Consider the following 26,955-nt stretch of genomic DNA (forward strand, 5'->3'; position numbering starts at 1 on the left):
TCCTCTTTTTTGTCAGTTTACTTATCATTTTCCACTTCTATTCGCTTTTTCTCCCTAGCAATTTTTAAAAACTCTAACAGCTCAGGGTTACTATTTGTTTTCCGATATGCAACTGACATCTCTGCTACAAAATTAGAATCATATATAGCCTTGTATACAACTTCTGTTTTATACAACTTATTGGCAGAAACCGGAATGACTGTTATTCCAATTCCTGCTGCTACAAGCCCCATAACAGTTTGATATTCTGTTGCCTCCTGTACAATATGTGGGCTAAATCCAGCGTTCCTACATAATGATAAAATTGTATCATATAAAGCCGGCCAAACCGGTCTAGTAATAAACACAAATGGCTCATCCTGCAAATCTTCAATATGAATTTCTTCTTTTTCTGCTAGTGGGTGCGCTTTTGGTAAACATAGTGTACACGAAAGCTTTTGAATTGGTTCTAATTCTAGCAATTGCGTATTAATCGGCGGACGTAAAAATCCAACATCAATTCGATTATCATGAAGCGCATGAACTTGATCTGGTGTTGATAATTCATGCAATGCAACAGATACTCTTGGGAACTTCTTTCGATACTCTCTAACAATAGACGGTAAAATATCGTATATAGCAGCCCCCACGAATCCAATTGAAAGCGAACCAACCTCTCCCCTTTGCGCACTTTGTGCAACCTCAACTGCTTTTTCAATTTGATCAAATGCTTTTTTGACTTCTTTTAAAAACATTTCTCCTGCTTCTGTCAGCTCAACCTTCCGCTTTGTTCTTGAAAATAACATAACTCCCATTTCTTTTTCTAATTGCTGAATTTGTTGACTAAGTGGTGGCTGTGTCATTTGTAAACGAGTAGCTGCTCGTCCAAAGTGTAGTTCTTCTGCCACAACAACAAAATATTGCAAATGCCGTAATTCCATTTGGGATCCCCTTTTCAATTAATATGTATAATAAATTAATAACATATAATTTATATATTAGACAAATATTTCGAAAGGATTTATAGTAGAAATTGTTAATTATTTTTACAATTTTTATGTAAAAAACGAAACGAAAGAGGTGTTACTGTATGAAATGGTGGAAATTAAGCGGACAAATTTTACTATTATTTTGTTTTGCTTGGACAGGTGAATGGATTACAAAACAGGCACACCTCCCTATTCCAGGAAGTATTATCGGTATTTTCCTATTATTAATTTCATTAAAATTTAACTTAGTGAAGAAAGAGTGGATTCAAGACGGAGCAGACTTTTTATTAAAAGAACTTATTTTATTTTTCATTCCTTCTGCTGTCGCTGTTATTCGCTACAAAGATACATTATCGCAATATGGTATCGATCTCATATTGATTATCATGATTAGTACTCTTTGCGTAACACTTGTAACTGGGATTTTAACAGAATTGCTATTAAAGCGGAAAGGATCAGCACAATGATCGGTTTTTTATGTTTACTATTAACACTATTAACATATTGGATTTCTAAAAAACTATACCAGCGTTGGAACTGGAGTATCCTTTCCCCGCTTCTCGTTTGTCCAATTGCATTAATTGCATTATTACTCGGGTTAGATACACCATATGAAACATACGACTCGGGCGGTCATTGGCTAACTGAACTATTAAAGCCAGCAACAGTTGCTTTTGCTTGGCCGATCTATAAATACTTTGATTTGCTAAAAAAACATGCAAGTGCTATTTTAATTAATGTTGTTGTTGGCTCTTTTTTATCCGTTATCACTTCAGCTCTACTAGCAAATGCTTTTCAAATTGATTCATCGTTAGAACACAGCTTAGCACCACACATCGTAACAACACCAATTGCAATGGCAATCTCAGAAATGATTGGTGGCATGTCCCAATTAACAGCTGTTTTTGTTGTACTGACGGCATTAACAGGAGCACTATTAGGACCCTCTCTTATCCGCATATGCCGTATTAAAACCGCAGTCGCCAAAGGCATTATGCTAGGTACTAGTGCAAATGGAACTGGCACTTCAAAAGCATTTGAAATCGGGCCAGTTGAAGGTACAATCGCAAGTTTATCTATGCTTCTAACAGCTGGCGCAAGTTTAGTCATTGTTCCACTTTTCTTATCTTGGTTGCACTAAAAAGCAAGTGTCAAAAACACTTGCTTTTTATTTTAACTCCATATTTACATATTGACATAACAAATCATAATCTTCAGGAAAGGCTAAAGAAAGTTCTCTTACTTCACCAATCCTCTTCCAATCTATTTCATAAATTAATCCATCTGGATCTTGAATATTCTTATCACCACCCGTCTGTTCCACAAGGTAATAATGTACACAAACAGGTATGCCATATGTTACACCTATTTTTTCATATATTTTATCTATAATTTTTACACGATAGCCCGTTTCTTCCCAAACTTCACGAACACAACATTCCTCTAAAGTTTCTCCTTCTTCTTGTCCCCCACTTGGTACAGACCATCTTTTCATTCCTCTCTCCTCCCATACCTACTATTCGTCTTTTCCTTATTCTTCTCCTTGAAAAAGGAGGGAAAAACAAAAACTGTACCGAAGATTACACCAACTCCAAAGGAAACTCACTCGTAGAAATTCAGACGGAAGGATGAGAAGATGATTTCTAAATATGTTGTAGAGTGTGTCTTTTGTGAAGAAAATCGCAAATCTAGGCAAGCAACTGTCACCGTATCTGCTACTTCTCATACATTTGCTATTCAAAAGGTAAGAAATGAATGCAAACGCCGCTTTGGAAAAACACTACTATTACAAACAGAAATTACCGAGGAATTCGTTTTACACAAAAAAGAAAGCTGACCAACTAATGGTCAGCTTTCTTCATCCGATCATATTTTCACATGAAGATTAGGGGCATCCTCTTTAAGGATCGGGATTTCACCATTATGTACGTTCCATAATGGGCATCGAACAATATATTTCTATACAATATAATATTGAATAGAATAGGGCAAAACTTGTTCGCATTTTTAGAAAAGGGATAGGGATATAATACTAGTAATACGTCGAATACTCGAACGTTACACTCATTATATTATAGCAAATCCTTTTATATGGGAAATATGAATTACTTACATAATTCATACGTAAAACATATTAATCTAGCGTGGAATATTTTTAACACTACGAACTACTATTCAAAAACTTGTACATAATAGTTTGCGAAAATGAATAGACATAGCTCTCCCCCTCAGCATTTCACTTTCTATTCTATTAATAACGTACATCCAGCCAACGCAATTGCCTTAACCATCTGAATTTTCAAAAATATGATGATGCATAATTTGTAAATTTTGCTCCTATATATTTCCCATTAAAAACATCGTTACTATAATAGCCACCCCTCTCCCTCCAGTAGCTCTATTATCTAATACAGTTCTTTTTTGCACAAAAAAGCATCCTATACGGATGCTTCTATCATTTTGATTCACGTGAAAATTTTGTATATACCCCGATACCTGCAAGCAGTACTCCTAATCCTGCAAACATAGTACCTAAACCTAAAAAGAACGAACCGAGTGTTTGTAAATCTTCCATATTGACATCCCCTTTATTAACATCTCTATATTCAACAAATATATTATACACTAGTCTTTCCCTTTATTCTATATTTTTGGAATTTTATAACTAACAAGCAAATTTTTAACTCCCACCTTCACTTCCATACATGAACAAAAAAGCAGAAGACCATAACTCATAATAGTCTTCTGCTCTTTTCATTCAATCTTTATGTAACTTACACTCTACCACCTGATTATCACTGTTAAACTGCAAAATGAGCCATTCACTATCTATCGGAATAAATCCTCGTTCATCTCCAAGGTAATAAACAGTTTGATTCATTTCCTCAAAACGGCTTGTCTCAGTCGGTTTTCCTAGCAATTTAATAATCCCTTCCTTAGGTTTCCCAACTAATTTATGTTTAGCTAGAAGATCATCTATCATATATACTCGGTTCCCTTCATCTTCTAACCATCTATCTATACGAAACTTGGAATTATACTCATTTACCCCTAATTGTACAATACAAATACTAAAGAATACTGTTCCCACAATTATAATATCCTTGCATTTCCTCTTATTATTACTACTCGAAAAATGTAAAACAATTCGCTGAAGAACTAATAAAAAAATAAACGGAATCGATACTGCTAAAACACTCACAATTGTGTAAGACGAATGTGCCATACCAATGATAAATATGAAAGCAATATATAGAAACAAATATAAAAAAACATAAATATACAACATTCCCCATAATAGAAAATCTCTATATTTCCCCATAAAAACCGCCTTTATCATATTCTTTTTACACTTGCACATCTTCCATACATTGGATCATTTCTTTTATTTCTCGTAATTCTTCTGCTGTATATAGCGCTTTCCCTTCTAATCTTGCATTTCTGAAATACGTAACAAGTTGCTCTCTATCTTTCAACCTAGGTAGTGCTTCATTCGAAAGGTCGATCATTTCATTTCCACTTCCATTTGTCTCATTTCCGAAATATACAATTGATTGTACTTCTTCTTTTATGGCTTGCGGATTGCGCCCTTTCAAGTAATCATATAACATTGTTGAAAGATGTTTTGCTTTGTAAGCCGGATTCCCTACATTTTCTACCTTTACGGCCATTGAGGCTTCCTTTGCCGTAAAAACAAATGTCTCTTCCTTCTCGTATTCGTTTTGATAGTTACCAATCTCATCAATCATAAATGAATAAATCCCTGCATTCTCTTTCGTCAATCCATGTATCATTCTACCTTGCCACTCTGTTGTCTCAATTACGTATATTCCTGTTGTCAATAACAATACATGATCAATCCTAGTATTCTCCGTTATATTCTTATTTCTACTATGCACTTTTGGAAAAAATATATTTGGAATAATATGCAATTCATCTTCAGCTATGATTCCTTGCTGAACAAACCCTCTTTTCATATAATGTAATGTTTCATGCGTATTCATTTCTTCACCATTTTTAGCATACGTTCTTAACTCTGTAATTAGATTTTGCATCACATGAATCTCGTTGTTATATTTCTGTTGCATCTCACTGCGCTCTTTATTATGTTGCACCGCCAATTGATTTTTCATCACTCTCATGTTCTCTACTTCTCTAGCTGTGCTCTCTTTTAAATTATTATACTTTTTACGCTCTATATTTTTTAATGTCTCTTGCTTTTCTTCATAATCCGCTACCGTTGCCGCCATCTCACTTTGATAACTTTCTATTGAACTTGCCCTTTCAAATTCTACTTGCTGATTCTCTGATTGTAACTGTTTATTCTTATAAAACAGTATAAATACCCCAGCTATTAATGCTAAAATCACACATATGAGTACATATTCCATCTTTTTTCTCCTTTATGGCTTAATAAAATATTACCTAAACTGTTAAAATCAATTTTATTCTATTATACTACGTATTCAAATAACTCTCTGTAAAATTTGGATATATTTTGCATACTTTATTCACTATGCGGAAAACATATTAAAAGGCCTTCAGGAAAACCTTATTCTCGCAGTTTTCCCTGAAGACCTCTTGTATTTTAATAACCTTTTTCTTCACTGCATTTAGATCTGATTATTTACTATACTCTATCCATTTTCTTTACATATTTCTACTTCTTTTCGAAAAGAATGGAGCATTAGATGAAACATGAACTAGCTTTTAAACAGTGCCGCTTTCGCAAATGCTGTTTATTTTTTAACATACACAGAACGCACAATCGTACGATTATAAGCTTTACCTTCTGAGTTAATACCTTTAATATCAATCGTCACATTATATACATCTGATTTTTTAATATGATTCAAAAGGCCTGTGAATGCAGCCTCATCTAACCTTTGCAACTGATTCGATTGCGATACTAAATTCCCTTCTCGATCAACAATTCGGACAGTGAAAGAAAGATTCTCTTGTTTCCCCAGTTCTTTAGTAGATTGTTTCAATTGAAATTCAACTTTACCATCTTTAATTTTCCCTGGCATTTTTAATGTAAACGGTGCTGCTTGTTTATAATCAGTAACAATCATATAAGCATCTTTTGTATGTGCGGTCATTAGTTTAACATGCCATTCCCCGGTTTCCATTTTATTAATTTTAAATGTTCGAATGGATGCTCCCTTAAAATAGGAAGTTTCATCTCCTACCGTAAACTTACTATCTTTATTCGTATATACTTTGCCCGACGGAGAAATAAGTTGTATTTTCACTTCCGAAGATGCTGTTAACACAGAGACAACACCTTCTGTTTTTGTATCTACCGCAATCGATTGATCAATCCATTTATTCGGTTCCAATTCTCCACCTAAAATGGTTTGATTAGATGTAGTATTTAAATTATCAACAAATTCCCTATTACTACTTAAAGTATAAAGAGGATCGAATGTAACAGTAGAAGTGCGTAAATATGGTTCAATTCGAGAAAAGACAGCCGAACCTTTTCGAATATCATCATGATCAAATCTAGAATCGGTAAATAAATGTGTTCCATACGGTAATTTTGTACTCCATTCATTCACTAAACCATCATTAGAGCCATACGCGGAAAGATATAATCCACCTAAAGATAAAGCAGAGAAAGCAGGTCCCCAACTTGTACCCGCAACTGTATAATAACGATTTAATTTAGCATTCGGATTGTTATCTATTACGGAACGAAATTGCGCCATTTCACCTGTTTGTAAAGCATAAGTGCCATCGTCTCTTTGCCCAAGTAATGAAGCCAACCACCCCGCCCACCAACTATAGGATAGGTCTGCTAAATTTGATCCATAATGCGGCGAAGCTAGTGTAATAACATTTCCTACAAAACGATTCGCTCCGTATTGAATGAGCGCTGCTTGGGTGTCAATTCCGCCTTTACTATGAGCTACAATATTCACTTTTTTACCAAAATGATTATAAATCTCCTCTAGCTTTGCAGCCAACAATTTACCATTGTCCCACTGACTCGCAGATCCCTTTCCAGCTGCATCGTATAGTTGAATAAATACAGTTTGATATCCCGCACGATAAGCATAATCATACATGTCGTTTACATTGTGATAAACTGTTTTTCCATACCAACTATCCGCACTTCCATTTCTTCCTTGTACAAAAACAATCGGTGTCCTATTTTCATCATAATTTAAAGGCTTCTCGCCTAAAAACCAATCTCCTGGATTCAATGTTTCTTTTTGTGAAAGCATCTCCTTATAAATTGGCGTAGTATTTGTCTCAGCAGTTACAATACCACCAGTAGAAGTAACAAGTAAAATGAATGTAGCAATCAACACCATACATCTTTTAATCGACGCTCGCATAATAATCCCCTCCTTTTTTTCAAAAAGATGACGCAAAGTTTATAGATTGCTATGCTGTTGCAACACAATTACTTCTATAACTCCCAAGACTCATTTGCTTCTACAATTTCTAAGAGCTATATTTATTCAATTAATGAGTATGATAGCTTGATCGCATCGTCTTATTCTTTATAAACGATATTCTTCCTATGCTCCTTAATTCCTTTCATTCATCAATAGTACAAATGTTTCTCAACAAAAAAACCACAGATTTTATATGAGTTGGAGATGATTTAGAATTTGGTGTATGTATTGAACGAACAGGGTATCATTACGAATTCAGTATGTGGGGTGTAGCAGAAATTACAGGAATAGAGGCATTTTTAAAGGAATAAAAAAAGAGGCCTTCAAAACCTCAATACTACAAGGCTTTCTGAAGGCTTCCTTTATTCTGAAGTAAATACATATTGTAATACAACCCTTGCTTACTCAGTAATTCTTGATGTGTTCCTCTTTCTACAATTCCCCCATCATGCATAACAAAGATTTGGTCAGAGTCTTGAATAGTAGATAACCGGTGCGCGATTGCAATGGTTGTTCTTCCTTTTCTCATGCGCTGCAATGCTGTTTGAATTGCTTCTTCCGTTTCTGTATCAATATTTGCCGTTGCCTCGTCTAATACTAACACTTTCGGATTTGTCGCAATTGTTCTTGCAAACGCAATGAGTTGTCTTTGGCCACTTGAAAACGCGGTCCCTCTTTCTACTACTTCTGTATCATACTGCTCTGGTAACTTTTCAATAAACGTATTCGCTTGCACAAAACGCGCTGCTTCTTCTATTTCTTCATCCGTAATACTTTCATTATACATACGAATGTTTTGTTTTACATTTCCAGCAAACAAGAATGCATCTTGCAGTACAAGTCCTATTCTCTTTCGAACTTCCTTCTCTTCAAATGTTTCTAAGTTTACCCCGTCTATTAAAATATTACCCGACTTAATATCATAAAAACGCATTAATAAGTTCATAATCGTACTCTTTCCACTTCCAGTATGCCCAACAAAAGCAACTGTTTGCCCTGGCTTCACATGGAAGGACACGTTTTTTAAAACATCACGTTTTCCATCGTATGAAAATGTAACGTTTTTAAATTCAATTTCTCCTTCATGCACTTCCGGTTCTTCGCTCCCTTGTTGGACAGGTGCTAAATCTTTTTCATCCATCAAATGAAAGACACGTGACGAAGAAACAAGAGCTTGTTGGAAGAAAGAGAGTTTCATCATCATTTCATTTACAGGTTGGAAAAAGCGATGAATATAATTAACAAAAGCATATAATACACCGACTTCAACTGGACTATTTAAGGCGTTAATACCAAATAATGCAAGTACTAAAGCAATAGCCATAATATGAACAAGGTCTGTTGCTGGACGTAAAAATAACGCATCTAGTTTTAACGTACGGCGCCCAGCACCGTAATGCTTATCATTCACTTCTTCAAATTCTTTTCGCATCCGTTTTTCTTGACGAAATACTTGCACAATATTCATCCCTTGAATCGATTCATTCAGCTTGGCATTTAAAATACTCAATTGATTCCGAAGCTCCAAATAAAAAACGGAGCTTTTCTTACGATACATTGCCATAATTGTAAGCATAATTGGAATTAATATAAGAGAACATAAAGCAAGCTTCACATCAAGTAAAAACATTGCAACTAAAATTCCAATTAAGAACACTACATTTTTTACAAATGTTGATAACACACTCACATAAAAATCTTTAATTGCTTCCGTATCATTGGTAATGCGGGATACGAGAGTACCGATTGGCGTACGGTCAAAAAAGCTTAGTGATAATCTTTGTACATGTTCATACACTTCAACCCGCATGTCTTGCACAATTTTGAACGCAATATTTTGGAAATATAGTAAATTTAAATACGTAAATAAAACCTTTAATAAATGAGCGATCATATATACAACAAATAAAGTTACAAGTGCTGACTGCTCAAAGTCACGTGGAACTAAATGTCCATCAAGAAACTGCTTAATTAAAAATGGACCCATCATTTCGGCGACAGTTGCACCAACTAGAAATAAAAATGCCAGTGATAACAAACCTTTATATGGTTTCATATAAGAAAGTAATCGCCATAAATCGCTTCTTTTTTTCTCAGCCATTATATGCCTCCCTTCTCAACTAACGCTTCTAACTGCTGGCTTTCGTACATCTCTTTATACCAACCTTCTTGCTCCATTAGTTGTTCATGTGTACCACGCTCTACAATTTTCCCTTCATCAACAACAAGAATAAGGTTTGCATGTTGAATGGCACTTAACCGATGTGCTGTAATAATCGTTGTTTTTTGCTCTCTTTCTCTTTTCAGCGCTGTTAAAATTGTTTCCTCTGTCTTTGCATCAACCGCGGATAAGCAATCATCTAAAATTAAAATTTCAGCATTTGTTAGTAGAGCACGTGCGATAGAGATCCTTTGTTTTTGTCCACCTGATAAAGACACCCCTCGTTCTCCTACTACCGTATCGTATCCTTCTGGGAATTGAACAATATCATCATGTATACAAGCGATATTAGCGGCACTTGTAATTTCTTTATATGTAGCATCCGCCTTTCCAAATGCAATATTTTCACCTATACTTGCTGAAAATAAGAAATGGTCTTGAGGAACATACGAAATAGCAGATCGAATACCGTGAAGCGTCATATCGCGAATATCTTTCCCTCCGACGCGCAGCCCTCCATTAAAATGATCATATTCCCGGATTAAACATTTTAACAATGTCGTTTTCCCTGCACCAGTTCGGCCAACAATACCTAATGTTTCACCCTTTTTAAGGGTAAATTGAATATCCTCTAAATTCATCATTTCATTTTTCTTATAGGAAAATGTCTCAATTGCAAATGTTATATCACCGCTTGCTTCTTTATTTACCGCCTCATCTCTATTCACAACATCTGAAGTTTGAGACAATATTTTTTCCACACGATCATATGAAGCACGACCACGTTCCATAATATTAAACAACCATCCAAATGCAAGCATCGGCCAAACAAGCGTCCCTAAATATGTTGTAAATGTAATTAACTCCCCAACCGTAAGTTCACCGCGAACAACCAATAACGAGCCATAACATACAGCAATTAGGAATGAAAAACCGACAATAAGAGAAATTGTTGGATCAAATAATGAATCGATGCGAGCCACTAACATATTTTTATGCACTACATCTTCTGACTTCTTTCGAAATGCTTGTAAATCTTCCTTTTCTTGACCGAGTGAGCGAATCACCTTCATTCCACTCATACTCTCTTGTACTTTATCATTGATTTCAGAAAACGCTTGCTGTGCTTTATGAAAACGTCTGTGTAGTAAAGTACCATAATAATTAGTGGAAATCGCTACAATCGGCATTGGAATTAGGCTTAACAATGTTAACTTCCAACTAATTGTAAACCCCATAGCCAAGAGTACACATCCACCTACCGCTAATGAATCAACAAGCGTCAAAACGCCTGCCCCAGCAGTTTGTTGAATTGCTTGAATATCATTCGTTGCATGTGCCATTAAGTCCCCTGTACGATGTGATTGATAAAAAGATGGACTCATATTTGTAAAATGTTCATATAACTTCTTTCGTAATTGGCGAGCTAGCTTTAAAGAAGATCCAAAAATCATAATACGCCATATGTAACGTAATATATACATCGTGATCCCAACAGCTACTAGAAGAACAACCCATTGCAACAATTTTTCAGATGTTAACGTTTGATTGTTAATTTCGTCTACGACAATCCCAATTACTTTTGGTGCCACAAGTTCAAGCAGTGCTACACCAAATAGCAAAATAATGCCCGTTATGTACGCTCGTTTTTCTTGTTTAAAAAACCACGCTAAATTAAAAAATACTTTCATTATATCCCCCTCCCTCGAAATGAGCGATGTTTTCAGTTTATCAAAAATACAGAATTTTTAAAAGTTTTAAACACTAAACTTTTCCAAAAAGGAAAGGACACTCTTATCGAGTGTCCCTTTAGCGCTTATTTCATTTGTTGTTTGTTCATTGCGCTCATCATTTGATTGATTTTCTTTTGGGATGGTTTTTGTCCCATTTGCATCATCATCATTTTTAACATTTGTTCATTGATTGGTGGATTTTTTTGTAAGTAATTCATCATATATTTACGGGCGATGAAAAATCCTAACGCCACGCCTGCTACTAGTGCTAATACGCCCACTAGAACAACTACCCAAATTGACATATATTTTCCTCCTTCATGTTGTCTACCTTACAGTGTACTAAAACCTTTTGAATAAGACAAGATTGTATTCGACATTTTTTACACATATGTTCGTGCTTGTTTCAGAGGATTTAGCCAACCATACTTTTTATTTTCGTAATCCATTGCTAAAAATGTCAATTCGCATTTCCTAAGCACTTCAAAAAAAGTCGTTTCCATCGATGTATTTCCAGATGTGCTCATTTGAATATATTGTGATTTCACCATTATTTCGCCATATTCTGCCCCAGTATATAGCATGTGTGTACAATGTGTTCGATCATACTTTCCAAAATTGCGTAAAACCTGTTCTAATTTATGGTGAATTTTCATTACTTGTAATGGCATCGTAATATACATGATCTGCTTATATAACACTTTCTTTTCCGAAAGGGAACCAGATTCCGAAAATCGAGCAAATAAATCAAAAAACAAATACTCGCGACCAAAGTATGCCTTCGCAATATCTTCTTGAATTAAATACAATTCATACGTTTTCATGCTTTCCCTCCCGCTCTGGACAACCTTTTTCTCTACATTATATCGAAGAAAATATGCAATGATTGTCTGACTGCGGAGAAAGAAAAAACTTTTTCTGTCGAATAAACTCATTTACATAGAAAAATCTCTCCATGCCGGAGAGATTTTTCACAAATCATTAAAGCATTTCTTTTACTTTACGAACAACATTTTCTACAGTAAATCCATACTCTTCCATGATCTTTTCACCAGGAGCAGAAGCACCGAATGTATCGATTCCTAGTACATCTCCTTCAAGACCAACGTAACGGTGCCATCCGAAAGTAGCACCCATTTCGATTGCGAAACGTTTTGTTACTGCTTTTGGTAATACAGATTCTTTATATTCAGCAGATTGTGCTTCAAAGCGATCCATAGATGGCATGCTGACAACAGCTGCATCAACGCCATCTGCTGCTAATGCTGTTTGTGCTTCAATCGCTAAACTTACTTCAGAACCAGTTGCAAGTAAGATTACATCAGCAGTTTCTTTCTTGCTTGCAGAAACTACATATGCACCTTTTGCAACTTTTTCATACGTATCGTCTTTTGCGCCTTCTAATGTTGGAAGGTCTTGACGAGTTAAGATTAATGCAGTTGGAGTACTTGTAGATTCTAAAGCTAATTTCCAAGCTGCAACAGACTCATTACCATCAGCAGGACGGATAACCGATACGTTTGGCATTGCACGAAGCGCCGCTAACTGCTCAACTGGTTCATGTGTTGGACCATCTTCACCAACAGCAATACTGTCGTGTGTAAATACATACGTTACAGGTAATTGCATTAACGCCGCTAAGCGGATTGCTGGACGTAAGTAATCAGAGAATACGAAGAACGTACCACCGTAAGTTTTTAAACCGCCATGAAGTGCAATACCGTTCATTGCTGCACCCATTGCGAACTCACGTACACCGTACCAAATGTTTTTACCGCTGTAATCAGCTCTTGTAAAGTCTTTTTCGTTATTCATGTATGTTTTGTTAGAACCAGCAAGGTCTGCAGATCCACCAAAGAATGATGGTACAGCTTCAGCAATCGCGTTAATTACAGTACCTGAAGAATTACGTGTTGCTGCTTTTGATCCTAATTCATAAGTTGGTAAGTTTTTATCCCAACCTTCTGGAAGAAGACCTTTCATTGCTGCTTGTAATTCATTTGCTAATTCTGGGTATGCTTGTGCATATTCGCCAAGCATTGTATTCCATGCAGCTTGTGCTGTTTCACCAACATCTTGTACTGTTTTACGGAAGTTATCATATACTTCTTCCGGTACATGAAAGTCTTGCTCAGCTGACCAAGCATATACTTCTTTTGTTAATTTCGTTTCATCAACACCAAGCGGAGAACCATGTGAAGCAGATTTCCCTGATTTGTTTGGAGAACCGAAACCAATTGTTGTTCTTACTTCAATTAGCGTTGGACGTTTTTCGTCAGCTTTCGCTTCCTCAATCGCTTTTGCAATTGCTTCAACATCGTTTCCATCCTCAACACGGATTACTTGCCAACCGTATGCTTTATAACGATCTTCTACATTTTCAGAGAATGAACGATTTAAATCACCATCTAATGAAATATCATTAGAATCGTATAACACAACAAGTCGACCTAATCCTAAGTGAGCAGCTAATGAAGATGCTTCAGCAGAAACGCCTTCCATTAAATCGCCATCACCGCAAATTGCGTATGTATAATGATCAACTACGTTGTATGCATCGCGATTATATTTCGCCGCTAAATGTCTCTCAGCCATCGCCATACCAACCGCTGTCGCAATCCCTTGTCCAAGTGGGCCAGTTGTTGCATCTACGCCTGCTGTATGACCATACTCAGGATGTCCTGGAGTTTTGCTTCCCCATTGACGGAAATTCTTTAAGTCATCTATTGTTACGTCGTAACCAGACAGATGAAGTAGGCTGTATAATAACATTGAACCATGACCTGCAGATAATACGAAACGATCGCGGTTAAACCACGTTGGGTTATTTGGATTGTGTTTCATAAATTGAGTCCATAATGTATAAGCCATTGGTGCTGCACCCATTGGCATTCCTGGGTGACCAGAGTTTGCTTTTTCAATCGCATCGATGGATAATGTGCGAATCGTGTTGATAGAAAGTTGTTCGATTGAATGTGACATGCTATTCTTCCCTTCGCTTATATTAGTAAACGTTTTACACATTTATATGATATCTTCCCACGCAAGATTATACAACATGTATCGACAAATATGTTGATGTTTTTTCGATTTTTTATAAAAAAAACTGTAATTTCCGGAATGTATGGGCATTCAATATGTTATACTTTTTTGTTATCTTTTTATTGAAAATAAAGGGAATTATCTGCATTCTAAAACGTGTCAACTCTCAAATTTTTAGGCACCCCTCTATTCACCATATATTCACAACATGTACAATAGAAATGAATATATATTAACTTTCATCGTATATATTTAATAACAATGAAGGGAGGTGACATAATGAGTGAAGAAGCAGCTTCTTATACCTTTATTATTATCATGGCTCTCATTTCAATTCTTTCTATTTATTTTTCAGTCAAATTAAAATCCCCCCATAAATACATCCCAGGTGGTGTCATGCTTATTCTTTCCATTGGTACGTTTGGCATACTGTATTTTGATCGAGGTGTCATGATAACAAGTGAAGGATTAGGTTATTTATATAGCGTCATTGCAATCCTCTTGTTACTTATCGCCATTATTTCTTTATTTATAGCAATTAGTAGTTCTTTTATTTTAGATTTATTTAGAAAAAATTAATATTTTTCATATCTAAACACTACACTGGATAGAAAATATTAAAACCCAAAACGCAAAAGGTACCCTTCTCCCTTTTCTTGTCATCATACAATCATCCAAAAACAATTTCGTTCTTTCTTTATAACTTAGAACACTTTCTTTAGACAAACGATTATAACTAAGAATAATTTTTGAGAACTCGAATCACTTCATTTATATTCGGTATGGACATTAATTGAATCACTACTTATTGATGTAAGCCCAAGAGCTTGTACACTTATATGATGGTGTAATCCTTCTCCATTTACATTCCATTTCACAGACCATCCATCTATCCCGTCAGTATCGCATCCAATCAATCGACGTTCTTTCCATGTCGCTGTACCCGTCGGAACAAGCCAGAACAGAACCGTTTCTGTATGCTTCGCTTGCACGTAAATTGTAATTTCTTTCGTTTCTTTTGGAATAGTAACCCAATTATTTATCTCAGGTATATTTGTATACGTTTTAATAATTTCAGGATCTGGTTCATGTATCTTTGAAGAATTCCCTATAAAACAAACACTTATAGCGCTGCATAAGAACAACTTCTTATGTAGATGAAACATTTCATCACCTCATAGGTTATTAACATCCAGCAAATTCCCCTCATATAAAGTGAAACTTCAATCAGTGGGGGTTCCCCATCCCCCACTGATTGTTAGTTGAACCAATCGGGCTTTTACGGGCTGTTTATCTCCCACCTAAACTTCTTCGCATTTTCTTAAGTTTTGAGGTGGGAGTATTACAGCCCGTTAATGCGGGATAAATATCAACAAAATAAACCTAAATCATTCATTATCATCTGTCTAAATATAACAATTAATAATCTATTAAAATCAAAAAAAGATGGGCTACGCCCATCTTTTAATTTAACTTCGTATTATCTTGTTTTTTCAATTCTTTTAATTTCGTCGGTGTAACATCTTTACCTTCTTCGTTAACGACTTTAATGCCTTTTAATTCGTTTAACATATTTTGACGAAATCCTTTTAAATATTGTTCACGGAGCGATTGGCGCTCACGTTGCTCTTCTTCAGTTAATCCTTCAGCTTTTGCTTTTTTCGCTAAGAAATTAATGCGTTCAATGAGTTCGTGACTTAGCATCTCGAATCCCCTTTCTACTTAAAACTGATTATTATCATACAATAGTTAGTCTTGTTTATCAAGCAATTGCTTCGTATACTCCACGTATCTGCGATGTACTGTTGCTTTCGATACCTCATGCCCAAAACCACGAAGCGTTGCTGCAATTTCTTCAAATGTCAATTCATTACGACGCAGACGTACAATCTCTTCAATCGGCACTTCTTTCTTTTCACGTCCTGTACTTAAATGTCGGTTTTTTAAGTTTTTTTCTGGACGAAATCCTCTTTCTACCGCTCTCTGCATTCCGCGTTTAATCTTCAAATTATGAATCTTTCTCTGATACTCTTCAACTATACCAATAATGTCCAGAACCATGGAATCCGAATCAGAAAGCTGTAATTCTCCATTATGCGTATGTGTATACACTTTGATCTCTTCTTTATGTAAACAGTGCATTAAAGCAATCTTTGCATTCCCTCTTCCAAGCCGCGTTTCATCTTGAATGAGAAGCACATCAATTTCCTCATCTCGGATCATGTCCAGCACTTCTAATATACCATCTCGTTCAATCGTATAACCGCTTGCCTTCTCCTCAATCACCTTTATAACATTCATTTGATATCGCTCAGCTAAATGCAATAATTCATCTTTTTGGCGTGATAATGATGTTTCCTGTGCCTCTTTCGTTGTACTTACACGGGCATAAATGATTGCATTCATTTTAAAACCCTCTTCCTCATTTCAATTTTTCCTTTAGTGTATCACAAATCGTCTTTTTGTTCGAACTTATGTTTGTAGAATGTTTTTTCGCATGTTATACTTATAAATAAGAAAATTGAAAGAAAACGAGGTGTTAAAAAACATGGAAAAGTTAACAAAACGCCAGCAGGACATTCTCGACTTCATTAAGCTAAAAGTACAAGAAAAAGGTTATCCACCTTCCGTACGCGAAATTGGTCAAGCGGTTGGCCTTGCTTCTAGTTCTACGGTGCACGGACATTTATCGCGTCTAGAAGAAAAAGGTTATATTCGACGTGATCCAACAAAACCAAGAGCCATTGAAATTTTAGGTGAAGTGAAAATCGAAACAGAAACTCAATCAGTCATCCAAGTACCGATTGTTGGAAAAGTTACAGCTGGTTTACCAATTACAGCAGTTGAAAGTGTAGAGGAACATTTCCCACTTCCTGCAAGTGTTGTTGCTGGAGCTGATCAAGTATTTATGTTACGAATCTCTGGAGATAGCATGATTGAAGCCGGTATTCTAGACGGAGATTTAGTTGTTGTTCGTCAACAACATTCTGCATACAATGGGGAAATCGTCGTTGCTTTAACAGAAGATAACGAAGCGACTGTAAAACGTTTTTACAAAGAAAAAGATCATTTCCGCCTGCAACCTGAGAACTCTTCTTTAGAACCGATCATTTTAGATAAAGTTTCTGTTATCGGAAAAGTAATCGGGGTATACCGCGATTTACATTAAAAAATAGACCAGTTAAACTGGTCTATTTTTTCACTTCACTTCAATTGTAACGTCTCCTGCAGATGTTTGCCCGCTAATTTTCACACTACCATTTCCTATTGTTACATTTCTATCCTCCTCATTAAAAATACTTACTTCCCCTGCAAATGTTTTCCCGCTTACAGTCGCATTTTTAGGCTTCTGAAGTAACCGAATATCAACTTCTCCTGCAGTCGAACTTGCTTCTAAATCATAGGTAGGATCATGATCAATAATATCGACATCGCCACCTGTTGTTTTCGCAACAACATTGCCACTTACTTTTTTCATTTTAACTTCTCCAGCTTTTGAAGACCCTTCTACTTTTTTCGCCATCACTCGCTCCACTTCTACATCTCCGCCGAGTGTTGCGATTTCTATATGTTCACCTTTCAAATCACTTACTGTTATTTCACCAGCAGAAGATTTCACCCTCACTTCTTGGTAAACACGCTCTGGAACAACAACTGTTATTCTTGGTGTCTTGAATCCAAAATTTAAAAATGAGAGATTAAATGAAGGACCCTTTTTCACCTTACCTTGAACTTTTAACGTATTTCCTTGTTCTTCAATATCCACCTTTTGCTTCGCAATATCCCCTGATTGTTTTATATAAAAAGAAGAATCATTTCCTTTTTGTACGACAATATCTCCTGCATCCAACTCAATTTCTAAACTTTTGATGGCTTCATTTTTAATAACTTTTTCTTTATCTCCACTTGTCGCCGCATCTACTGCCTGTTTATATGTCATTGATATTCCAATAACTCCAATGATGATGCAAGTAACAGCTACTAATAATATTTTTTTCATCTCATCTATTCTCCCTTAATCATTTTGAGATTCCAATTAACATAGCTTACGCAACAGTTTTTAAACCACTTTGTACAATAATAAGCAACTATGCATAACAACAAGCCAACTCCAACAGATGTAATAGAAACAAATATATCCAGCCATAAGAAAGTACCTGTTAGTATCTTAATCACTACTAGCAGCGGCGCCACAACTGAGGCAACACCTCCAACCCAAAGCGAGAATATGAAACTCGCAACTGCAACTAAAGGACCTAAGACGATAATAAAGTTTAATAAACTAAGGCCAATCGCTGCCATCACTGCTCTTGTTATATTCGAAGCAGACGGATCTTTTTTCATCTCATCAAAACGAGATAGTGCCAATATCTCCTTTGCGATAGCTTTTGGTGATCCAAGCCCTTTTATAATTTCTGCTTCTGTCTTCCCTTCCTCTAATCCAAACTGAAAATGTTCCTCATAATCGTATAAGATATCTTGTCTTTCTTCTTCTGGTAACTTTCTAAGATGTCCCGATAATTCTCGAAGAAATTGTTCTTTGTTCATCTCATTACACCTCTTCAATAATTTCTTGTACTCCTTTAGCAAAATCACGCCACTCCGTTACAAGTAAATATAATTGCTCTTCTCCTTGATTTGTTAATTGATAATATTTACGCGGTGGTCCTTCTGTTGATTCTTTTAAATATGTTTGAAAGTAACCCTCTTTTGTTAAACGACGTAACAACGGGTATACTGACCCTTCTGAAATTAAAAATTTATTGGAGATTTGCTGAACAAGCTCATAACCGTAGCAATCTTTCCGTTTGACAAGTGCCAGTACACATAGTTCTAGCACACCTTTTTTAAACTGGACGTTCAAAAATAGTCCTCCTTTCCAATTAGTACTGTTCAATGCAAGGTACTAAACATATCCATAATATACCATTTACTATTGTTTATTGCAAGGTACTGTTGAATACATTTTGAATATTTTTGTAACTAACTCATAAATTTCACGACCTACAACACGAATAACCCCGTCCAATTTCAAGACGAGGTTATTCTAAAAACCACACATTTCAAACTCAGATAAGGGTATAAACCTTACAATACTATACACTATATAGATTTATGTAATAATGCCAACACATCCTTCATAACAAAGGGGCCATCTTTTTTCACATGTTCCGCAAACTCAGAAACAAGACGCAATGTTTTAATACTTTCAACTGGATGACCACCCGATGCACTTTCAGCAGAAAGCATAACAGCATTCGTTCCATCTAATACAGCCTGAAATACATCCGTCACCTCAGCCCTTGTAGGAATGGAGTGATCTACCATAGATTGAAGCATTTGTGTTGCTGTAATTACATAAATATTTGCGCGATTACATTCATGAATCATCATTTTTTGTAAAAGTGGAATCATTTGATACGGCAGTTCCACACCTAAATCTCCCCTTGCAATCATAATCCCGTCAACTTCTTTGCATATATCTTGAAAATTTTCGATAGCTTCCATCGTTTCTATTTTTGCAATTAGATTGGGAGAGGTTGCTTTTTGTTGCTGTATAAAGTTTCGAATTTCCTTTATATGAGAAGGTTGTCGAACAAATGAACACGCAATAAAGTCCACACCTTCCCCTAAAAGAAACTGAATATCTTTTTTATCTTTCTCCGTAATAGCCGGCAAGCTAACGTTTGCACCTGGTAAATTCACCCCTTTATGCGAAGCGATATCGCCACCAATTTGTACTCTCGTTTCTATTTTTTCCACACTTACCTTTTCAACAACTAATTCAACTGCTCCATCATTAATAAGAATTCTATTTCCAACTTTCACATCATTAGCAATCCCAGTATAATCAACACTTACCCCTTCTTTACTCCCTTCCACTACATGAGTATATAAAACAAAAGCATCTCCCGCTTGAAGTGTAATTTGTTCTTCCTTCATTACACCCAATCTTATTTTAGGACCTTGTAAATCACCTAAAATTTTAATGGAGTCATCTAAAGATTTCACTAAACGAATTATTTCTTGGTGACTCTCATGTGAACCATGAGAGAAATTTAACCGAACTATTCTCATGCCATTTTTTATTAGCTGAGATAATGTCTCTTCATTATTACTAGCTGGTCCAATTGTACAAATTCGATCGATTGTCATTTTTCACCCTCCTTTTTTATCTATGATTCCCATATAAAGTGAAACTTTAATCAGCCCGCACTAATCGTGCTTTTACGGACAGTTGATCCCCCCACTCTGAATCTTGAGGTAGGGGTCTTACTGCTCGCAAATAGCGGGATAAATTGAAAGATAAGTACACAAAAAAAGATCGATCATTCCCAAACATAGAAATAATCGATCTTTTCATGGTAAAAAACGAATATTAGCGTATACACACTCTAGTATGTATCATAATAACAAAGCACTCATTCCGGTGATTGCGGCATTTGTTTTTGTTTCAAGCGTTCTTCTAACACATGAATCATAAATAAGAAATGCTCCGCTTCCCGTACAACATGGTCGGCTAATAACGGATTAATTACACTTTTAATTTGACATGTTTGAATAAGCTCTAATCCAGCTTTTTTGAAATTCCTCAATTCAACTGTAGCATTTTCACTATCTTTATTTAATTTCCCAATAATCGGATACGTTGGTTGTTTCTGATATAACATCGATTCAACATCTCTTGCTTGACCAAGAAGCACTTCAAAATCATCACCAAATTTCGAAGCAGTATGCACTAAATTTCGTTCTGATTGATCAAGCAACGAGGAAATAAAACGAGAGTGTTCCATCATAATTCTTAGCCAAAATACATTTTCACTGATGATTGCATCTTGAATTGGGTCCATCTTTCCTTCATTAAATTTCTGGAGTGTTCTTATAAAATATTCCGCTTCCCGTGCAATATGATCTACTAATAATGGAAAATTGAAACCACTTACCTTACAATTAATAATTAAAATTAAAAGGTTTCTTTTATAATTACGAAACGCATAAACAAGCTGAATACTTTCTTCGTTTAATTGCCTGACCGCTTGAACAGTTTGAGGAATAGAGAATGCTTTTTGTAACTGTCGATCAAAAAGCTGAAAAAATTGATCTACTTGTTGAATTAAGTTTTTATCTTTTCGATTAAATCCTTCACCAAGAAAAAGGGCATGTTCCTTCATAATCCGTAGCCAAAATCGATTTTCAGTTAAGGATCTTTCGATAAACAACTGTTCTGTTAGTGATTCCGAAGGCGCAGCTTTTAATTCTGGCGGAAGCAACATAGCCCGCTGTGTATCCATGACAAAGTGACCAGGAATAGATTGTTGTTGTCCATTAGTCATTAAAATCCCCCCAACCCCTTAATAGAACCAATACTACATTATGCACATGAATTCATAACATTCACTTTACCCCTGAAAATTTCCATATGAATTTTTTTAAAGAAACAGCTAGAGAGTAAAAAGCAACACTTCATTGACATGCGAACCGTTCTTTATCTATTACCTGGGGCAGGCTGATCCACACCTCTAATACGATGTTTATGTCCATTATCTTCAGTTGTATAAAAATCGTAATAATGGACATGCATTCCATCTCCAACTGGAATAGCCGGTCCTGAGTGCGCCTTATAATAATGCGTATGTCCATCTTCAAATACTACATATCCTTCTGTATAGTGTACATGTCTCCCATCTTGCACCGAAATTGGCGGAGAAGTTACATCTAAGCATTGATGCACATGACCTGCCTCAACAGATGTATAATCAACAGACCCATGATTATGGTTAGGAACAAATCCTGAAACAAAATCAGCTTTTCCTACCCTGTTCAATTTACTCACTCCTTGTCCATAAAGATAGAATTTATAAACTTATATGCTTGAAATCAAAATTAATACCTATTTGCTTACTATTGAGTATTTAAAATCATTAAACTGAAACAAACTTCATGTACATACGACTAAATTCAAAATAAAATAATTTAAAAACGCAGGGTAGGATTTCCTTAAGCGCTATAGAAATTATATAAGGTAATAAAAGGGATAAATATTTAAGCATTATCGATTATTTCAAGCGAATTTTCTTTAATTGTGCCTTAGATTGACTTCCCCTGAAACAAATATCCTAAAAACAAATTTTCACACGAGTTATTTATATAAACCATATTTATCACAATAAATTGCAGGACCTAAAAAATGAAAATGACATTGGGAGGAGTACGATGACACAACTCGATTCTTTACATCCAATTGTAGAAAAGATAATCAATAATATTGAAAAAGTAATTGTCGGAAAGCGAAAGGAAATCACGCTTACCTTGACAGCCCTCTTAACTGAAGGTCACGTACTATTAGAAGATGTACCCGGCGTCGGGAAAACAATGATGGTACAGGCCCTTGCAAAATCCATAGATGCAGATTTCAAACGGATTCAATTCACTCCCGATTTACTGCCATCAGATGTAATAGGTGTTTCTATTTATAATCCGAAAGAATTTCAATTTGAATTTATGGCAGGACCTATTATGGGAAATATCATACTTGCTGATGAAATTAATCGGACATCGCCGAAAACGCAGTCAGCCTTGCTAGAAAGTATGGAGGAAGGCAATGTAACAGTAGACGGTATAACGAGACCTTTACCAAAACCATTTTTTGTAATCGCTACACAGAATCCAATTGACTATGAAGGAACGTATCCTTTACCAGAGGCTCAGCTCGACCGTTTCTTACTAAAGTTAAAAATGGGCTATCCCACACCGGAAGAAGAATTCGAAATTTTAAATCGGACAGAAAAAACAAGGCCCATCTCTCATTTACAAGCCGTGATTACAACTGAAGAATTACTACACTTACAACAAAACGTACGTTCAATATACATAGACAAGGCCATTAAACACTACATTGTAAAAATCGTTAACCAAACCCGCTCTTATAATTCCGTACAACTAGGGGCTAGTCCCCGTGGTTCCATAGCTTTAATGAAGGCTGCACAAGCTTATGCACTCATAAATGGCAGAGATTTTGTCATTCCAGATGATGTTAAATGTCTAGCTCCATATATTTTAGCCCATAGACTCATTTTAAAAATAGAGACGAAATTCGAAGGGATAACACCAGAAAGCGTTATCATAAAAATTATCGCCCGGACTCCAGTTCCGGCTCAAAAGGCGAAAAACGCCTAATGAAACAGCTACTACGAAATGGTCGTCACGCCGGGAAGCTATCGTTGCTTGCTTTATTCATCGCTTTAACATTTGTATACACCATGTTACAAGGAGAATTTGTAAGCTGGTTTCTATTTTACACCTTTATTCCTTTCGGTCTTTACTCATTGTTGTTACCCTTTTATGCCTTCTGGAACGCCGAGGTAAAACGCACAACAAATCAAAAGGAATTCACAGCAGGACAGCAGTTCTTATGCACGATTACAATAAAACGAAAAGTCCCTTTTCCTTTGCTTTATTTAATTGTAGAAGAAGTGCTACCCATGGAATTTGAAACTCGCAAACAATCCCAAAATGCAAAAGTGCTATTATTTCCAGGATTTAAGCGAAATATTTCATATCAATATGTAATCGATGCAATCCCAAGAGGAGAACACACCTTTTCGAGTGTGCGTGTAAAAACTGGTGATGTATTTGGTATTATCGAAAAAGAAACAATCTTTTCAGTTCCCGATCGATTTTTAGTTTATCCCCCATATGTAGACATAACTTATAGACAATTAGAAAACGATTTCGAACACGGAACACTCTCCTCAAATGCAAATATGGCAAGAGATGCAATCGTCTCATCTGGCGTCAGAGACTATAGACCTGGTGACCGTTTTTCATGGGTCGATTGGAAGGCATCTGCTCGAAAAAACAAGATGATGACGAAAGAGTTTGAACAACAACGAAGTCATGAGGCCGTGATTTTTATGGATAGAACCCCTTCTCCCCTGTTCGAATTAGTTGTTACGTTTACAGCCTCTCTCGTAAGGTCTATTTTAAAACAAGATTCACAAGCATCATTCATATCTGCTGGAAAAGAACAAACCATTCTTCCTTTACATCATAGCGAGACACAGTTACAACAAATTTTTCACCATTTAGCAAAAGTACAAGCAGACAATATGTTTCCGCTCTCTCAAACTGTAGAAATACAGTTAAAGAAAATCTATCAACCAGTAACATTTGTACTTGTAACAAGTAATCTTTCTCCCGATATTCAAAAAGTTGCTGAAAGTATAGCACTGAAAGGCAGTAAGCTGATGATATTTATCGTTAAGGAAAAAGCACATCAATTCTCAAATTTGGAACTAAGCCTACTCGAAACGCTAAGAAAACAAAAAGTATTCGTAAAAGCAGTTTATGAAAATCATTATACAAATGTATTTTTTGAGGTGAACAAATGACCATACTACCTTCAAATAACAAACGGGATATGAGTAGTTTCCTAATGCATATATTTGGTTTTCTCATTTTATTAGAATGGTTGCGGCCACTTATAGAAATTACAGACATGGTGAGGTTGAACCTCTTTACAGGATTTATAGGAATTTGCTTCATTCTCTCTTTTCTTCAAACGCGATTCCAAATGTCGATAAAGATTATAGTCATCTTGTTTATGATTCATGCGTTAGATTATAAGGGACCTTTTATTCATCCTGCTTGGTTAGTAGAATTCTCATCTGATTTTTTTCACAATATCCCCCTTCTCTTTCAAGCAAATTGGTGGGAGCTTTCCAAATCTTTTCAGACCTTTTTATTTTTTTTAGTTCTTTGGTTTTCGTGCTCCCTTATCCTTTATTGGATCATTCATCAAAAACGAGGGCTCTTATTTCTTACGTTAACCATTATTTACATTGCGATTTTCGATATATTCGGCTTATATAATATGAACAAGGCGATTATTCGTACAATTATAGCTGGTCTTTTCATGCTCAGCCTTCTCCAGATTGAACGTATAAAAGCATTCGAGAACTTACAAAAGCATACCAAATCCACACCGCAATTACTCATCCCAATTGCGACATCTATTATATTGGTGATAACGATTGGATATTTCGCTCCCAAACCTGGGCCTCAATTATCCAATATTGATTCTTTCTTCAAATTCGACACACCTTCAACAAATAAAGCGACAACAATCAACAAAGTCGGTTACGGGATCGATGACTCTCAATTAGGCGGCCCCCTTAAGTGGGACGACACAGTTGTTTTCACAGCGCAAATGCAAAACAGTCAATATTGGAGAGTTGAAACAAAAGACTTTTACACAGGAAAGGGTTGGGAAATTTCTAATAACCCTAAAAAAATTTCTTTTAAGGATAAAAACAATGTATTGAGTTGGTATGAATCGAATACAAAAACGGATACTGCCGAAGCAATTATCACCATACAAAAAAACTCTCCTCACCTTATTTATCCTGCAGGATTAGTATCGGTTGAGACTGCTTCAGATGTATCATTTCGTGCAGATCCCTTTTCGGAAAAAATCGATATGGTGAAAGAAGGTTCTTCTACTACCTTAAATAAATATAAGGTGACTTATAATGCTCCCCATTTTTCTATTGAAAACTTAAAAGCTGTAAAAGCCGCTGAAAGTCTAGAGGCAAGCTCTTATTTCATAGAAAAATATACGCAATTACCCGACTCATTACCAAAGAGAGTTAAAGACTTAGCTGTAAATCTTACAAAAGATAAAAACAATCGATACGATCAAGTATTAGCTGTCGAAGACTACTTCGCAAATCATTCTTTTGTATATGAAACAGAGCATGTTAAGGTTCCTGGAAAGGGTCAAGATTATGTGGATCAATTTATATTTGATACAAAAAGTGGATACTGCAATAATTTTTCCACGTCTATGGTTGTTTTACTTCGCTCTATCGGGATTCCAGCACGCTGGGTAAAGGGGTATACCGGGGGCACTCTTGAAAATAAATTAACGAATTCAGATTACGAGAATATGTACACCATCACTAATAACGATGCACATTCTTGGGTTGAAGTATACTTTCCAACATACGGATGGATCCCTTTCGAGCCAACAAAAGGTTTCAGCAACCCGTATAACTTTACACACGACACTTCTGCTCCAACTGCCACTTCACCAAATAGCAATACTACGATACCTAGCAACGAACAAATTCCACAGCGAAATGCAGAAGCAAAACAAAAAAGTTTAATAGAAGATACCGAAGTCCCTTCTAACGGAAAAATTACGAATTCCAAAAAAGGATTTCCATGGGGATACTTGTTCCTTTGTATCATATTAATTAGCATAACGGGCTATACCCTCTTTACTACTAGAATAAAATGGTTCGCATTTTTTATCATTCTCTCCTATAAATACCGAAAAGGCGATGCTATTTATATAAAAGCTTATTCTGCACTTTTAAAACAACTAGAAAGTGCGGGCATCTCACGCACCGAAAGTCAAACATTGAGAGAATATGCAATCCATGTAGATAAGCTTTACAATTCGACTGATATGCAAAAACTTACTCTCAGTTATGAAAATGTTATTTATCAAAACAATCGTGCCACATCGGAATGGAGAAAATCTGTACAATTATGGGAGAAACTTATGAAAAAAGCATCCTCTCCACCTAAGTCGAATGAATTTGATACGTTCAGTTGATTGAAAAATGCCTCATATA

26 protein-coding genes and 2 pseudogenes are annotated in these 26,955 nt (G+C 35.8%); 9 read left to right on the top strand and 19 right to left on the bottom strand.

Annotated features, from left to right (window positions below; genetic code table 11):
- Positions 1–17: 17 nt before the first annotated feature.
- Positions 18–920, bottom strand: a complete 903-nt coding sequence (alsR, locus tag CN373_RS22845) for an acetoin biosynthesis transcriptional regulator AlsR (protein WP_098360238.1) — start codon at positions 918–920, stop codon at positions 18–20.
- 149 nt (positions 921–1,069) lie between these two features.
- Here alsR and CN373_RS22850 point away from each other — a divergent pair, with 149 nt between their 5' ends.
- Positions 1,070–1,435: a CidA/LrgA family holin-like protein gene (locus tag CN373_RS22850; RefSeq protein ID WP_000872371.1), complete on the top strand. Its 366-nt coding sequence runs from the start codon at positions 1,070–1,072 to the stop codon at positions 1,433–1,435.
- Positions 1,432–2,109 (top strand): LrgB family protein, encoded by a 678-nt coding sequence (locus CN373_RS22855; protein WP_000578969.1) that lies wholly within the window; start codon positions 1,432–1,434, stop codon positions 2,107–2,109. Before CN373_RS22850 ends, CN373_RS22855 begins: the two co-directional genes overlap by 4 nt.
- A gap of 27 nt (positions 2,110–2,136) precedes the next feature.
- Here the strand turns inward: CN373_RS22855 and CN373_RS22860 are convergent.
- A pseudogene (locus tag CN373_RS22860) lies at positions 2,137–2,460 on the bottom strand (NUDIX domain-containing protein); the annotation flags it as partial.
- Positions 2,461–2,604: 144 nt separating this feature from the next.
- Between CN373_RS22860 and CN373_RS22865 the strand changes: the two are divergent.
- Positions 2,605–2,805, top strand: coding sequence for a DUF3903 domain-containing protein (locus tag CN373_RS22865; RefSeq protein ID WP_098360240.1), 201 nt, complete (start codon positions 2,605–2,607; stop codon positions 2,803–2,805).
- A gap of 921 nt (positions 2,806–3,726) precedes the next feature.
- Here CN373_RS22865 and CN373_RS22870 read toward each other — a convergent pair.
- The 3 genes from CN373_RS22870 to CN373_RS22880 all read right to left on the bottom strand — a co-directional run bounded on the left by CN373_RS22870 (position 3,727) and on the right by CN373_RS22880 (position 7,315).
- Positions 3,727–4,290, bottom strand: a complete 564-nt coding sequence (locus CN373_RS22870) for a hypothetical protein (protein WP_098360241.1) — start codon at positions 4,288–4,290, stop codon at positions 3,727–3,729.
- Between the two features lie 25 nt (positions 4,291–4,315).
- Positions 4,316–5,359, bottom strand: a complete 1,044-nt coding sequence (locus CN373_RS22875) for a nuclease-related domain-containing protein (protein ID WP_098360242.1) — start codon at positions 5,357–5,359, stop codon at positions 4,316–4,318.
- A gap of 348 nt (positions 5,360–5,707) precedes the next feature.
- Entirely contained in the window at positions 5,708–7,315 is a 1,608-nt protein-coding gene (locus tag CN373_RS22880) for a lipase family alpha/beta hydrolase (RefSeq protein WP_098360243.1), read from the bottom strand.
- A gap of 260 nt (positions 7,316–7,575) precedes the next feature.
- Here CN373_RS22880 and CN373_RS26235 point away from each other — a divergent pair.
- Positions 7,576–7,689, top strand: a pseudogene (locus CN373_RS26235) (YxiF family protein); the annotation flags it as partial.
- Positions 7,690–7,715: 26 nt separating this feature from the next.
- Here CN373_RS26235 and CN373_RS22890 read toward each other — a convergent pair.
- The 5 genes from CN373_RS22890 to tkt all read right to left on the bottom strand — a co-directional run bounded on the left by CN373_RS22890 (position 7,716) and on the right by tkt (position 14,254).
- Complete coding sequence (locus tag CN373_RS22890) at positions 7,716–9,479, bottom strand: ABC transporter ATP-binding protein (protein WP_000818438.1); 1,764 nt, start codon at positions 9,477–9,479, stop codon at positions 7,716–7,718.
- Positions 9,479–11,230 (bottom strand): ABC transporter transmembrane domain-containing protein, encoded by a 1,752-nt coding sequence (locus CN373_RS22895; RefSeq protein ID WP_098360244.1) that lies wholly within the window; start codon positions 11,228–11,230, stop codon positions 9,479–9,481. Before CN373_RS22895 ends, CN373_RS22890 begins: the two co-directional genes overlap by 1 nt.
- A 125-nt stretch (positions 11,231–11,355) precedes the next feature.
- Entirely contained in the window at positions 11,356–11,577 is a 222-nt protein-coding gene (locus tag CN373_RS22900; RefSeq protein WP_003199214.1) for a YneF family protein, read from the bottom strand.
- Positions 11,578–11,655: 78 nt separating this feature from the next.
- The gene (gene sirA, locus CN373_RS22905) at positions 11,656–12,096 is read right to left on the bottom strand and encodes a sporulation inhibitor of replication protein SirA (protein WP_000860629.1); all 441 of its coding nucleotides are present in this window, start codon (positions 12,094–12,096) and stop codon (positions 11,656–11,658) included.
- 157 nt (positions 12,097–12,253) lie between these two features.
- Positions 12,254–14,254: a transketolase gene (gene tkt / locus CN373_RS22910; RefSeq protein ID WP_098360245.1), complete on the bottom strand. Its 2,001-nt coding sequence runs from the start codon at positions 14,252–14,254 to the stop codon at positions 12,254–12,256.
- Positions 14,255–14,593: 339 nt separating this feature from the next.
- Here tkt and CN373_RS22915 point away from each other — a divergent pair, with 339 nt between their 5' ends.
- Entirely contained in the window at positions 14,594–14,893 is a 300-nt protein-coding gene (locus CN373_RS22915; RefSeq protein ID WP_098360246.1) for a hypothetical protein, read from the top strand.
- A 188-nt stretch (positions 14,894–15,081) separates the two neighbouring features.
- Here the strand turns inward: CN373_RS22915 and CN373_RS22920 are convergent, their stop codons facing one another.
- From CN373_RS22920 to CN373_RS22930, 3 genes are all read right to left on the bottom strand, one after another.
- Positions 15,082–15,480: a hypothetical protein gene (locus CN373_RS22920; RefSeq protein WP_235674872.1), complete on the bottom strand. Its 399-nt coding sequence runs from the start codon at positions 15,478–15,480 to the stop codon at positions 15,082–15,084.
- Positions 15,481–15,778: 298 nt separating this feature from the next.
- On the bottom strand, positions 15,779–16,018 hold the full coding sequence (locus CN373_RS22925; protein WP_000948564.1) for a DUF896 domain-containing protein: 240 nt from the start codon (positions 16,016–16,018) through the stop codon (positions 15,779–15,781).
- A gap of 45 nt (positions 16,019–16,063) precedes the next feature.
- Complete coding sequence (locus CN373_RS22930) at positions 16,064–16,720, bottom strand: YneB family resolvase-like protein (RefSeq protein ID WP_000991473.1); 657 nt, start codon at positions 16,718–16,720, stop codon at positions 16,064–16,066.
- A 142-nt stretch (positions 16,721–16,862) separates the two neighbouring features.
- Here CN373_RS22930 and lexA point away from each other — a divergent pair, with 142 nt between their 5' ends.
- Entirely contained in the window at positions 16,863–17,483 is a 621-nt protein-coding gene (gene lexA / locus CN373_RS22935) for a transcriptional repressor LexA (protein ID WP_000413740.1), read from the top strand.
- 30 nt (positions 17,484–17,513) lie between these two features.
- Here lexA and CN373_RS22940 read toward each other — a convergent pair whose 3' ends face one another.
- The 6 genes from CN373_RS22940 to CN373_RS22965 all read right to left on the bottom strand — a co-directional run bounded on the left by CN373_RS22940 (position 17,514) and on the right by CN373_RS22965 (position 22,139).
- A complete protein-coding gene (locus tag CN373_RS22940) occupies positions 17,514–18,314 on the bottom strand; it encodes a DUF4097 family beta strand repeat-containing protein (protein WP_098360248.1) in 801 nt (266 codons plus the stop codon).
- A 5-nt stretch (positions 18,315–18,319) separates the two neighbouring features.
- Positions 18,320–18,862 (bottom strand): DUF1700 domain-containing protein, encoded by a 543-nt coding sequence (locus CN373_RS22945; protein WP_098360249.1) that lies wholly within the window; start codon positions 18,860–18,862, stop codon positions 18,320–18,322.
- Positions 18,863–18,866: 4 nt separating this feature from the next.
- Complete coding sequence (locus tag CN373_RS22950; RefSeq protein ID WP_098360250.1) at positions 18,867–19,178, bottom strand: PadR family transcriptional regulator; 312 nt, start codon at positions 19,176–19,178, stop codon at positions 18,867–18,869.
- Between the two features lie 239 nt (positions 19,179–19,417).
- Positions 19,418–20,470: a pyruvate kinase gene (locus CN373_RS22955; protein ID WP_098360251.1), complete on the bottom strand. Its 1,053-nt coding sequence runs from the start codon at positions 20,468–20,470 to the stop codon at positions 19,418–19,420.
- Between the two features lie 266 nt (positions 20,471–20,736).
- Positions 20,737–21,648, bottom strand: a complete 912-nt coding sequence (locus CN373_RS22960; RefSeq protein ID WP_000181299.1) for a DUF2935 domain-containing protein — start codon at positions 21,646–21,648, stop codon at positions 20,737–20,739.
- A 152-nt stretch (positions 21,649–21,800) separates the two neighbouring features.
- A complete protein-coding gene (locus CN373_RS22965; protein ID WP_098360252.1) occupies positions 21,801–22,139 on the bottom strand; it encodes a YmaF family protein in 339 nt (112 codons plus the stop codon).
- A 389-nt stretch (positions 22,140–22,528) separates the two neighbouring features.
- Between CN373_RS22965 and CN373_RS22970 the strand changes: the two genes are divergently transcribed.
- Genes CN373_RS22970 through CN373_RS22980 form a run of 3 tightly spaced genes read left to right on the top strand, consistent with a single transcriptional unit; the run spans position 22,529 to position 26,936 of the window.
- Entirely contained in the window at positions 22,529–23,491 is a 963-nt protein-coding gene (locus CN373_RS22970; protein ID WP_098360253.1) for an AAA family ATPase, read from the top strand.
- A complete protein-coding gene (locus CN373_RS22975) occupies positions 23,491–24,705 on the top strand; it encodes a DUF58 domain-containing protein (protein WP_000811623.1) in 1,215 nt (404 codons plus the stop codon). Before CN373_RS22970 ends, CN373_RS22975 begins: the two co-directional genes overlap by 1 nt.
- On the top strand, positions 24,702–26,936 hold the full coding sequence (locus CN373_RS22980; RefSeq protein ID WP_098360254.1) for a DUF4129 domain-containing transglutaminase family protein: 2,235 nt from the start codon (positions 24,702–24,704) through the stop codon (positions 26,934–26,936). The genes CN373_RS22975 and CN373_RS22980 overlap by 4 nt, the downstream gene beginning before the upstream one ends.
- Positions 26,937–26,955 lie beyond the last annotated feature (19 nt).

Source organism: Bacillus cereus (assembly GCF_002561295.1).
GTDB classification, from domain to species: domain Bacteria; phylum Bacillota; class Bacilli; order Bacillales; family Bacillaceae_G; genus Bacillus_A; species Bacillus_A cereus_S.